We start from the raw sequence: 11585 nt of genomic DNA on the forward strand, positions 1-11585 counted from the left end.
AAGTATAGTAATGTATTTGCCGCAGAGAGATGGTATCGTAATTTTGCAGCTGCGAATGGTATTGTTATTATAGGAGGATACAATCCCTCATCAATAGGACTTGATAATAAAGCGTTTTTTGACGGAATGCACATGAGAAGAGGAGCACAAAGTGAATATGTGCAAAAGGCATTAACCGAATTGAATTTATGAGGCTACACAAATAATAAAATCCCTGTTCTTCGAAGATACGAGGAACAGGGTTTATTTTTACCATTCTTTCGGCACGCGGTCATCATCTGCCTGCACGAACATGGAGGCGATGGAGTGTGTCAGGGGGCGCTTTGTGCCGTCGGGCATTTTTTCAAATATGTCGCAGGTGAGCACGATAGTTGAGTGTCCTCTGTGCTTCACATGAGCTTCAGCCCATGCGGTATGTCCTGCCTGCAGGTTTGAAATAAAGTCTGTTGTGATGTTCAGGGTGACTGTCCGCGCGCCTACTGTGCAGCAGGCAACTCCTACGGCTGTGTTAGCCAGAGTGTTCAGGGCGCCGCCGTGAACGAAGCCCGTGAGGTTCGTGTGAACCTCTTTTGCTATATCCATGTGAAGATGAGATACACCGCATTCCACATCATCTATGATGATGCCGCAGTGTTTAACAAATTCGTTGGTGCTGAATATATCCTGTATTATTCTCAGGCAGGTTTCCTTATCCAATGCAGGCGCTCCCTTCGTCCCATAAATCGGTGAAATTTTCATCGGTTCTCTTTACAAACATGGTTGCCGTGCCTTCACAGAGAAGCGCGCCGCTGTCGGAGACGGCTTCGAACTTCATGACGATGGTACGGTTTCCGTTGTGAAGGATTCGCGTTTCCGCGTGGGCTGTGTCTCCTTCGCGGATATTTTTTATGTAGCTGAGGGCAATATTCTGAGTGACGACATCTTTTCCCAGGGTGCGTCCCGCAACGCCGCACAGATTGTCCACGAGGGTTTCGAGGGCGCCGCCGTGCAGATAGCCTGCCATGTTCACAAGCTCAGGGCGGACCAGCATGTGGCTCTTTGCCCAGCCGGGCCCCGCGTCGTCAATGACTATATCCAGGAGCCGCACAAAGGGATTCGTATGATACAGTGCCCGGAGTTTTTCCAAGATAATCTTTTTTTCCAAAATGATTCGCCCTCCCATACAATCTTACTATATTATACACTGAATTGAGAAAATTTCCTTCAATAAAATATAGCAAAGGTTATGTTAATTTATGTTAAAAAATTTATATAAATATAATAGAGCACCTTATAGGAATATATTCACAGAAAAAATAATTTGATTTTAAGATTTGATACAGCTAAAAATATTTTCCTTAAAAAATCAAGGAAAATGATAGTTTGAAACCGATAATTTTATGGGCATTAGGTACTACTATAAATGGATATAATACAAATATCCTAAAAAATATGCGATATTTATATTGAATAACAAATAGTTATATTATATAATTCATGTATAGACGTTTTATATGGAAAGGGAGGAAGAGATATGTTTTCTAGTATCAGGGCAAGGTTCCTCACGGTCCTTTTGCCGTTGTTTATCGTGTGTTTCGTCATATTGACCGCGATTAGTTACTACATCTCGAACAATGCGCTTGTTGAAGACGCAGACATGCTCGCCCGCGCAACTGTAGGGCAGGCAGGTAAAGAACTCGAAAAAATCATGCAGGAGAAGGAAATCCGTTTGGATGAGCTTTCAAAGCACCCAATCATTCATAACGGTACGCGTGAACAGCGCGTAGCTGTACTGGCTGACATGAAGACCCGCACCAAGGGTTTTGCGATGCTGGCGTACGTTGATGCCGCAGGTCATGCTATCAGCGACAAGAATGTTGACATGGAGCGCGGTTCCCGTGAGTATTTCAAAACCGCAATGTCCACGGGCAAGCCGGTTATGACGGGTCCGTCCGTTTCCGGTACCACAGGAAAGCTTATTACTATTCTCGCATATCCGGTTCTTGAGAACGGCCGTGCAGTAGGCGTTGTGTTCGGAACGGTTGAGCTTGAGGCTCTGTCGGATATCATGGGCGAATTCAAGTTCATGGATACGGGTTATGTTTATGTTGCAGATGAAAGCGGTATCTGCATTGGTTACAAGCAGCTTCCTGATGCAGTCGGCAAGCTGAATCTTACGGTTACAAACAAGGAGCAGCCCCTTGACCAGCGTCTTCTCGACGGATTTGCTCAGGCGCTCTCCACGGATAAGACAGTTTCTACGTATTACAAGACTCGTAAGGGTGTCCTGAACAAGGCTGTTATGTCGCCGGTTCATATGGACGGCCGCCGCTGGGTTGCTATTGCCTGCGCTCCGGTAAAAGAGGTTGAGGCAGCATCTTCTATGCTTCTCAAGGCAATGATTGGTATTTCTATTGTTACGATTCTCGTCGCAGTAGCAGTTATCTTCATGTTCGCGAAGAGAGTTTCCGATCCGGTCAAGGCACTCCTTGAGGAATGCCGTATCATCAATGGCGGTGATCTCCGTCAGGATCGTGTTGTTGTTGAATCCAACGACGAAATCGGTGAGCTGGCAGAGGGCTTCAATGATATGCGCCGCACAATGCGCAAGCTCCTGACAGGCATCCACGAAAAATCCGAGAGTGTTGCGTCCTCCAGTGAGGAGCTGACGGCAGCAGCTCATCAGTCTGCAGAGGCTGCAAACCAGGTAGCAGGCTCCATTACGGAAATCGCTGCAGGTGTTACGGAGCAGTCCCATGATGCTGAGAACGCAAACAACATTGCGGGCAGAATGGCAGAGGTTGCTCTTAATATTGCTGACCGCACAGAGGCTCTTGCAAAGGATACTCATTCTGCTGTTGAGCAGGTATCCAGCGGACGTGCATCCATCCAGCAGGTTGTCCATCACATGGATACCATTAACGAAGCAACGGAAACGGTTCAGAAATCCATCGAGCAGCTTGCTAAAGGCTCCGAGGAGATCCGTTCTATCGTCGAGCTCATCACAAGCATTGCAGAGCAGACGAACCTCCTTGCACTCAACGCTGCTATCGAGGCTGCGCGTGCAGGTGAGCATGGCCGCGGATTTGCGGTTGTCGCTGACGAAGTCAGAAAACTGGCTGAGGAATCCGGTAAATCTTCCAAACAGATTGCTGACCTGGTTGCTCAGAACAATATTGATATGCAGAAAGCTGTCGAAGCCGGCAAAGCAGGTACAGACAGCGTACAGAACGGCCGCGAGGCAGTTTCTTCCGCAGACGAAGTCTTCGCAAATATCAGCGGAGCTATCACAACGCTGGCAGACGGTGTCAGCGAGGTTTCTTCCAGTGTTCGTGTAATGGCTGACCAGTCTCAGGAAATGCGCCAGTCCATGGATTCCATCAAGGATATCAGCACGAAGAACTCCGAAGAGGCTCAGACTGTCTCGGCAGCAACAGAAGAGCAGTCCGCTTCCATGCAGGAAGTTGCATCTGCAAGCCGCAGCCTTGCATCGCTGGCTGATGAGCTTAAAGGCGCTGTTGATAAGTTCAGAGTTTAATACAGATAATACTAAAACATCCGTGCCCAAGTGGCACGGATGTTTTTTACCCCATTTTTAAGATAAAATGTTGGAGAAAGGTGGTATTATATAGGTAGACTCTCTTCAGGAGATGGAAAAATGCAGATATTTCATAACGACTGGGAAGTGCCTTTGAAGGCTGAGCTTGAGCAGCCGTACTACCGCGAGCTGAGAAACTTTTTGATAGCGGAGTACCGCACGCAGAAGATTTTCCCTGATATGTATGATATTTTCAACGCGCTGCACTATACGTCGTTGGAGGATACGAAGGTTGTCATTCTCGGGCAGGATCCTTACCATGAGCCGGGACAGGCTCACGGGCTGAGCTTTTCCGTTAAGCCGGGAGTACCGCCTCCGCCGTCCCTTATAAACATTTTCAAGGAGCTTTCTACGGATTTGGGCTGTACCGTGCCCAACAACGGGTGCCTGAAGCCGTGGGCTGACCAGGGAGTGCTGCTTCTGAACACCGTGCTCACAGTACGCGCGCACAAGGCAAACTCTCACCGTGGCAAGGGCTGGGAGATTTTTACGGACCGTATAATCTCCATTCTCAACGAAAGGGAAAAGCCTATGGCTTTTATCCTATGGGGACGTCCCGCGCGAATGAAAAAATCCATGATAACCAATCCGAAGCATTTTATTGTGGAATCTCCGCATCCGAGTCCACTGTCGGCGTACGCCGGATTCTTCGGAAGCCGCCCATTTTCGCGGGTAAATGAGTTTCTGGTAAAAACGGGGCAGACGCCAATTGAGTGGCAGCTCCCAAATATTTAAAAAATTGGGACTTTAATCGCAAAAAATAGGAAAATAGCATAGTGCCGTAAATTTGTTATGTATGATAAAATGATAAGGCACATCTTTGTGCTTTTGAGTGTTTTTTATAGAGGAAATACCGCGAGTATTTCCCGTCGTAAGGTAAGTTTGGAGGATTTTCTTTGGTAAGGCAAGTAAAACCGGAAGATCGCCGGGAGTATACGATCAAGATAATTCCGCATCAGGGCGGAAACGTGCACAGCATCAGAGTGCCTATTCGTCTTTTTAAGTACGGACTCGCGTCTCTCGCAGCAGGTGCGCTGCTCTTTTTCGGAGCAACGAGCTTTGCTACGTACAGTGCTTTCTCGGCAGCAGAGGATAAAAGCGAAATCCACGACCTGCAGCAGGTCAACTCCATGCAGCAGGAGCAGCTTTCACAGCTTGCCAAGAAGGCGAACACGCTGCAGGATCAGATGGACCAGATTCATCAGATTGAGAGAGAGCTGCAGCAGATTTCGGGAACGATTCCTGATGAGCCTGAGGCTGATGCTTCTGTGGCGTCCCATGACGGTACAGGCGGCCCGTGGGTAAAACCTGATGTTAAAAATGTGAGTATGGCACTGGATAATATTGAGAGACGTCTTGAGAAGAGCCGTGCAAATCTTGAGACTATCCGCTCGGCACTTGCACAGCAGCAGGAGATTGCCGCAATACATCAGCGTCTGAGCGCAGTAACACCGTCCATCTGGCCGTCGAGCGGTGACGTAAGCTCGCCCTTCGGTCTTCGCTGGAGTGGTTCTGATTTCCATCCGGGAATTGATATTGCAAATGATTACGGCACGCCGATTTATGCCGCGGCAGACGGCGTTGTGACGGAGGCCGGCTGGAACTCCGGCGGATACGGCAACATGGTTGATATCGACCATGGCAATGGAATTTGGACACGTTACGGTCACGCACAGGAAGTCGTTGTTACGGCAGGACAGACCGTCAAAAAGGGTCAGGTTATCGCATATATGGGAAGCACAGGCTTTAGCACAGGCCCTCATGTTCATTACGAGGTTCATGTGAACGGAGAAGTGGTTGACCCTTCCAGCTATTTGTTCTAAGGAAAGCGGGGCAGTTATAATGTTTGAGAGTATGAAAAAGCGCGTCGATAATCCCATGGACGATATTGAGACGATTATCGGCAAATCAACGGCTATCAACGGCCAGATTGCCGGCAGCGGAAATATCCGCGTAGACGGCCGCGTTGACGGCGGTATCGCTGTTGACGGCGATGCTATTATCGGCGAATCCGGTCTTGTAAACGGTGATATCAAAGCAGGCAGCCTTGTTGTTGCAGGCTTCGTAAAGGGCAATGTAGAGACGGACGGCGCTCTCTGCATTCAGCCGTCGGGACAGCTCATAGGTGATGTCAAGGTTCGCAGCCTGAACATTCTCGATGGCGGTATCTTCAAAGGCCGCAGCGAGATGGCGGTACGCAGCCACGATGACGGCGAGCCGTCCTTGGCATAAAAGCAAATAAGACAGCAAAGAGGCTGTGGCAGAACGAAAAGCTCTGCCGCGGCCTCTTTTTTATTTGTGCGCTGCTGATGTGTGATAATGCAACCCGTGAACAGCTTACATTTTATTATGCCGATAAGGTCATGGAACGCATGGATTCTATAATAATATTGTATACATTAGCGTGCGGATTTTAGAACAAAACAGAACAACGCTTTCGGCAGATGAAAAAGTATACAGTGAAGAACCCTTATGCATCAGCAGGTAAAATGCTGAGAATATAGGGTACAAAAGGATTTCCTATACATAAAATTAATATTAGAGTGTATAAATATACAGTTTTTGCATGTTTATACGAAAAAAGCACATGAGACTGCTCTCGAAATGAAAGCAGTCTCTTTTTATTTCTGAAAATTGAACGCTTTTCGTTGCATTGACAGAGAACTTTACGATTTTTATAATAAAAACTGCACACTACATACAGTGAGTGAGGACAAATGTATTTTATTGAGGAGTGATTATGAATGTGTAGGATAGGAGCAATCAAGAGCAAAGTGCCGGTGCATCCGTCTAAGGCACTGCATCTGATGCTGCCGCAGCAGGAAGGCTATGACAATTCCGGCTTTGCTATGGTCATGCAGGATTTATACGGTGTGTTTTCGCAGTACAAGGACAAACCGCTGCTTTCCATGGCCTGCACCCGTGAAGGAGCACGCCTCGTTGAAGAATACATGGACAAGCATCACTTCACCCAGTTGGCCGCCTGGGTGCCGGTGCCTGACAAGCAGCCTAACCTCAATATAGAGGCGCTTCCCTTCTATATATTCCGTAACTACGACTATCCGGAGTTTGTAAAGGACCCTGATGCACGGGAGGCTCTTTTGCTGGATACGCGTCTTGCCCTTCGGAAAATGCTTGAGGAAACGGGCGAGGGCTACGTATATTCCTTCTGGCCCGACGTGCTGACTCTCAAGGAGATAGGCGACCCTAGGGATATCGCTACATATTTCCATCTGTGGGACGATAACGGCTGCCTTTTGGCGAAAAATATTATCGTGCAGTGCCGCCAGAATACGAACTATGATATCGTGCGCTACGCTGCGCACCCGTTCTTCCTTCAGGGCTACACCCTCTGCGCCAACGGAGAGAATACGTTCTTCACTAAGAACACGGAGTTTCAGAAATCCCTGTTCCGCGGGTATATCGGCTTTGAGTCGGACTCGCAGAACTTCCTCTATACACTTCACTACGTGCTTCACGAGCTGAAATGGCCCATTTCGTACTACAAGCACGTCATCACGCCGCTGCCCTTTTCCGAGATTGCAAAACGTCCGGATAAAGAGGTACTCACTACAATCCGGCAGTCTCTGGCGAACCTTGAGATTAACGGACCGAATACCATTATCGCGGGGCTTCCCGATGGCCGCATGATGACCTGCTGTGACTCGAAAAAGCTGCGCCCTGTAGTTGTGGGCGGCGACGGCGAGATGGTGGCTATTTCCTCCGAGGTCTGCGGTCTTAATGAAATCATGCCGAACCGTGATGCCTCGAAGGATGTGTACCCGAATGAACGTGAAGTAGTCGTTATCAATAACGACCTGGAGGTAGAGAGATGGAAACAATAAAAGTACAGGACGTCGCGGTAAACGACCTGCCGTGGCGCATAGAATATCACGCGGAGCGCTGTACGCGCTGCGGAAGCTGCGTAGCAAGCTGCTCCTTTAACGCAATCGAGGTCGTGGTGCAGCGCCAGTCCATGACCGTGTCTGAGCAGAATCAGCCGACCCCTGTGCGCCGTCAGCTTGCGCTCTCCATAATAAAGCAGAAAAAGGACCTGGCACACATGTGCCGCGGCTGCGGTATGTGCGAGCGCGTCTGCCCGAACAACGCTATCCGTCCCGTTCGCAATCCCGACGACAGAAAAGCACTGCTCTCCAGGGACAACGGCCCTGTAAAGCGCGGCGGCCGCACGAATCTTAACGCACAGCGTACTCTGGACAGTATTATCGTCGGCCGTATCTCACAGATGACGGACCCGGCGCTCGACTCCGTCCGGCATACCTTCGATATCCGCGCCCCCTTCGGACGTGTTCTTTCCCCGAAGGAGCTTCCGCTCACCGTCAGCGGAGACAGGCTGGAGATGGCGCACCGCACGCCCCCTGTCCGCTGGATTTATCCGCTCATTTTCTCGGATATGTCAATCGGTGCTCTTTCCACAAGGGCTTGGGAGGCTATGGCTCTTGCTACGGCTTATCTCAATGAGAAATGCAATCTTCCCGTGCGCATGAGCTCCGGCGAGGGCGGTATGCCCGTAAAGCTCCTTGAGTCGGATTATCTCAAATACTTCATCATTCAGATAGCGTCCGGACATTTCGGCTGGAACCGTATCATAAAGGCAATGCCCCACATGGTTACGGACCCGGGCGGAATCCTGATTAAAATCGGACAGGGCGCAAAGCCGGGCGACGGCGGCCTTCTGCCCGAGGCAAAGGTTGCGGAGCACGTACAGGCTATCCGCGGCGTACCGAAGGCTACGCTTTCCTCGCCGCCGAATCATCAGGGACTTTATTCCATTGAGGAATCCGTGCAGAAAATGCATCTCTCCCTGAACGCGGCATTCGGCTTCCGTGTTCCTGTTGCCGTAAAATGCGCGGCGTCAGCCACATCTGTTGCCGTATATCACAACCTTTTGCGCGACCCTTACAAAATCTGCGGTGGTTTCTTCATTGACGGTATTCAGGGCGGTACAGGCGCGGCGGCGGAGGTATCCCTTGACCACACGGGACACCCTGTGGTATCGAAAATCCGCGACTGCTATCTTTCCGCGGTCCGTCAGGGTCTGCAGGGACAGATTCCTCTCTACGGAGGCGGCGGTATCGGCCTTACGGGCAACGCCGCGGCGGACGCATTCAAGATGATATGCCTCGGTGCAAACGGCGTATTCTGCGGCAAGGTTCTCATTCAGCTTCTGGGCTGTATAGGAAACGAAAAGGGCCGCTGCAACGCCTGCAACACAGGCAAATGCCCCACGGGCATCTGCACCCAGGATCCGCGCCTCGTAAAGCGTCTTGATGTGGACCGCGGCGCACAGAAAATCGTTGATTATGTACTTGCATTTGATATGGAGCTTAGAAAGCTCATGGCGCCTATCGGCAACAGCTCCCTGCCTGTTGGACGCAGTGACGCGCTCGTTTCCACGGACAAGGCTGTGGCTGATAAGCTGGGAATCCAGTACGTCTGCTGATAAAAGGAGGATTTGTGATGTTTCAGATAGATACAATGGAAGGACATCAGCGTATGTCCACACAGGACCTCCTTTTGAAAATCGAGGAGGCGGTGGCGTCCGGAGAGACAGAGTTTGAGATAAAGGGCTCCGGTCAGCACGATATCGGAGGGCCGCTGTGGCACCCCGAGGGAAAGACGCTTCATTTTCATGTAACGAATCCCGGCCAGCGCGTGGGCTCCATGTGTCTCGACAACACGGAAATCGTCGTTGAGGGCCCTGCTCCTGCTGACGTGGGCTGGCTCAACGCGGGCGGTATCATCACCGTGCGCGGGGACGCGGGCGACACGGCAGGACACTGCTCATCGGGAGGAAAAATATATATCGGAGGCCGTGCGGGCGCCCGTACAGGCTCCCTCATGAAGCACGACCCACTCTACGAAGAGCCCGAAATGTGGATTCTTAAAAATGTGGGCAGCTTCTCCTTTGAGTTCATGGGCGGCGGACGCGTCGTAGTCTGCGGCTGGGACAGCGGACAGTTCGCGTCCGTTCTGGGCGAGCGCGCCTGCGTGGGAATGGTCGGCGGTCTCATCTACGTGCGAGGAGAGGTTCCTGCCCTGCCAAATGATATCCTCTGCCTTGATCTGGAGGACGAGGACCGCGCATTCCTTGCAGGAGGAATGGGAGCATTCCTGGACTCCGTTGAAAAACCGGAGCTTGCGGCGGAGCTTTCCGACTGGAGCGAATGGAAAAAACTCCGTCCACTGACCTTTGCGGAAAAGAAACCGAAACCCCAGCCGAACCTTTCCGATTTCCGCATGACCGACTGGGTGCGCGGCGGTATTTTCAGTGACGTTGCAATGGACGATTTCGCGGTTATTCCCACAGTAAACAAAGGACTCTACCGCCTGCGCGTGCCGTCGTGGGACAACGGAAAATTCGCGTCCCCCTGCGAATTCAACTGTCCCAGCGGCATTCCTACGCAAAGACGTTTTGACCTTCTCCGCGAGGGAAAAGAGGAAGAAGCCCTGAAGCTCGTCCTGAAATACACGCCGTTCCCGGGCTCCGTCTGCGGAACCCTCTGCCCGAATCCCTGTATGGAGGGCTGTACCCGGGGAAGCATCGACGAAGCAATACAGATTGGCGCTCTTGGCGCGAAATCAGCACAGACAAAGGTTGAGCCGCCCAAGCAGCATACGGATAAATCCGTCGGTGTTATCGGCGGCGGTGTCGCCGGACTGTCGGCAGCATGGCAGCTAGCTTTGAAGGGGCACAGTGTCACCGTATATGATGAAGGAAAAAACATTGGCGGCAAGATGGAGCAGGTCATTCCGCGAAGCCGTATTCCTCACGACCTTCTGGAAAAAGAACTGCAGCGCATACAGGATATCGGCGTGAAATTCGTCACGGGCTGCCGCGTTGACCACGCGAAATTTGAAGCCCTGCGCACGGAGCACGATGCCCTTATCGTGGCAACAGGCGGAACGAAATCCCGTTATTTCCCGTGGGAAGGAATCGAGCACCTCACCATGGGCCTCGACTTCCTTAAAAAAGTAAACGCGGGAGAGCACCCGAAGGTGGGCCGTCACGTGGTTGTCATCGGCGCGGGCAACTCGGGCATGGACGTTGCCTCCGACGCATACGAGCTGGGCGCGGAAAAGGTCACCCTCGTAGACGTTCAGCGTCCTGCGGCGTTCCAGAAGGAAATTCACCGCATACTGGAGCTTGGCGGAAAAATCGTATGGCCCTTCGTCACCACGAAGATAACTCCCGAGGGAATCTATGCGAAGGACGGACGCTTCATTGAAGCGGACCAGGTCATTGTTTCCATTGGCGAAGCCCCGGAAACACAGGATTTCCTGCCGGATGACCCTTCCATTAAAAAATTCCGCGAGGACTGGCTGGTGCCCAACGAAGAAAAAATGATTATGCCGGGCGTATTCGCGGCGGGTGACGTGGTGAAGCCGGGCCGCCTTACGGACGCTATCGGCGACGGAATTCAGACGGCGCACTGCGTAGACCAGTTCGTACGCGGCGAGGCAATCACTCCTGTCGTCATGAAAAAGGTCATCCCCATGGAGCGCCTTTCAAGAGCATACTTTGAAAAGTGCCACCACTGCGACCTGCCGGACAATCCCGAGGAAGACCACAACCGCTGCGTGAGCTGCGGCACCTGCCGTGACTGCCGCATGTGTCTGAACTCCTGCCCTGAAAAGGCAATAACCCGAAATGCTTTGCCCGATGGTACGTGGGAATATGTATCCGACCCTGCAAAATGTATCGGCTGCGGCATCTGCGCGGGTGTATGCCCCTGCGGCGTATGGAGCCTTCAGGACAATCCTGAGCCTATCCACATGTACCACACCTACGGCAAAGAAGATATGGAGAAGCGCCGCGCGCAGTACTACGCTCGTAATATGAATTCAAATTAGAGCCTGCTCGTGTGACCAGGCTCTAATTTTTTAATCTTTGACATAACATCATGGAACAAAAATGAAAGAATTCCTTAAAATAATCTAATAAAATGACCAGTTTCTTTTCATAAAACAGCCTTAGCATTAAAAA

10 protein-coding genes are annotated in these 11585 nt (G+C 51.1%); 8 read left to right on the top strand and 2 right to left on the bottom strand.

Going from position 1 to position 11585, the window contains the following annotated elements:
* Positions 1–192, top strand: a 192-nt coding sequence (locus ACY69O_RS03720; protein WP_462332126.1) for a hypothetical protein, incomplete at its 5' end; no start/stop codon positions are given.
* Positions 193–249: 57 nt separating this feature from the next.
* Here ACY69O_RS03720 and ACY69O_RS03725 read toward each other — a convergent pair.
* On the bottom strand, positions 250–696 hold the full coding sequence (locus ACY69O_RS03725; RefSeq protein ID WP_462332127.1) for a PaaI family thioesterase: 447 nt from the start codon (positions 694–696) through the stop codon (positions 250–252).
* On the bottom strand, positions 689–1144 hold the full coding sequence (locus ACY69O_RS03730; protein WP_462332128.1) for a PaaI family thioesterase: 456 nt from the start codon (positions 1142–1144) through the stop codon (positions 689–691). Before ACY69O_RS03730 ends, ACY69O_RS03725 begins: the two co-directional genes overlap by 8 nt.
* A 369-nt stretch (positions 1145–1513) precedes the next feature.
* Here ACY69O_RS03730 and ACY69O_RS03735 point away from each other — a divergent pair, with 369 nt between their 5' ends.
* The 7 genes from ACY69O_RS03735 (at position 1514) to ACY69O_RS03765 (ending at position 11452) form a co-directional block, all read left to right on the top strand.
* Complete coding sequence (locus tag ACY69O_RS03735) at positions 1514–3517, top strand: methyl-accepting chemotaxis protein (protein ID WP_462332129.1); 2004 nt, start codon at positions 1514–1516, stop codon at positions 3515–3517.
* A 120-nt stretch (positions 3518–3637) separates the two neighbouring features.
* Entirely contained in the window at positions 3638–4312 is a 675-nt protein-coding gene (locus tag ACY69O_RS03740) for a uracil-DNA glycosylase (protein ID WP_462332130.1), read from the top strand.
* Between the two features lie 161 nt (positions 4313–4473).
* Positions 4474–5400: a peptidoglycan DD-metalloendopeptidase family protein gene (locus ACY69O_RS03745; RefSeq protein WP_462332131.1), complete on the top strand. Its 927-nt coding sequence runs from the start codon at positions 4474–4476 to the stop codon at positions 5398–5400.
* A gap of 19 nt (positions 5401–5419) precedes the next feature.
* Positions 5420–5809: a bactofilin family protein gene (locus ACY69O_RS03750; RefSeq protein ID WP_462332132.1), complete on the top strand. Its 390-nt coding sequence runs from the start codon at positions 5420–5422 to the stop codon at positions 5807–5809.
* Positions 5810–6321: 512 nt separating this feature from the next.
* Complete coding sequence (locus ACY69O_RS03755; RefSeq protein WP_462332133.1) at positions 6322–7422, top strand: class II glutamine amidotransferase domain-containing protein; 1101 nt, start codon at positions 6322–6324, stop codon at positions 7420–7422.
* A complete protein-coding gene (locus ACY69O_RS03760; RefSeq protein ID WP_462332134.1) occupies positions 7410–9041 on the top strand; it encodes a glutamate synthase-related protein in 1632 nt (543 codons plus the stop codon). The genes ACY69O_RS03755 and ACY69O_RS03760 overlap by 13 nt, the downstream gene beginning before the upstream one ends.
* 17 nt (positions 9042–9058) lie before the next feature.
* Positions 9059–11452, top strand: coding sequence for an FAD-dependent oxidoreductase (locus ACY69O_RS03765; RefSeq protein ID WP_462332135.1), 2394 nt, complete (start codon positions 9059–9061; stop codon positions 11450–11452).
* Positions 11453–11585 lie beyond the last annotated feature (133 nt).

The sequence above is a fragment of the Schwartzia sp. (in: firmicutes) genome (assembly GCF_978017985.1).

Bases quoted from the DNA above. Each gene is read 5' to 3' on its own strand.
- ACY69O_RS03735 (WP_462332129.1), top strand. From the start codon at position 1,514: ATGTTTTCTAGTATCAGGGCAAGGTTCCTCACGGTCCTTTTGCCGTTG.
- ACY69O_RS03740 (WP_462332130.1), top strand. From the start codon at position 3,638: ATGCAGATATTTCATAACGACTGGGAAGTGCCTTTGAAGGCTGAGCTT.
- ACY69O_RS03750 (WP_462332132.1), top strand. From the start codon at position 5,420: ATGTTTGAGAGTATGAAAAAGCGCGTCGATAATCCCATGGACGATATT.
- ACY69O_RS03755 (WP_462332133.1), top strand. From the start codon at position 6,322: ATGTGTAGGATAGGAGCAATCAAGAGCAAAGTGCCGGTGCATCCGTCT.
- ACY69O_RS03760 (WP_462332134.1), top strand. From the start codon at position 7,410: ATGGAAACAATAAAAGTACAGGACGTCGCGGTAAACGACCTGCCGTGG.
- ACY69O_RS03765 (WP_462332135.1), top strand. From the start codon at position 9,059: ATGTTTCAGATAGATACAATGGAAGGACATCAGCGTATGTCCACACAG.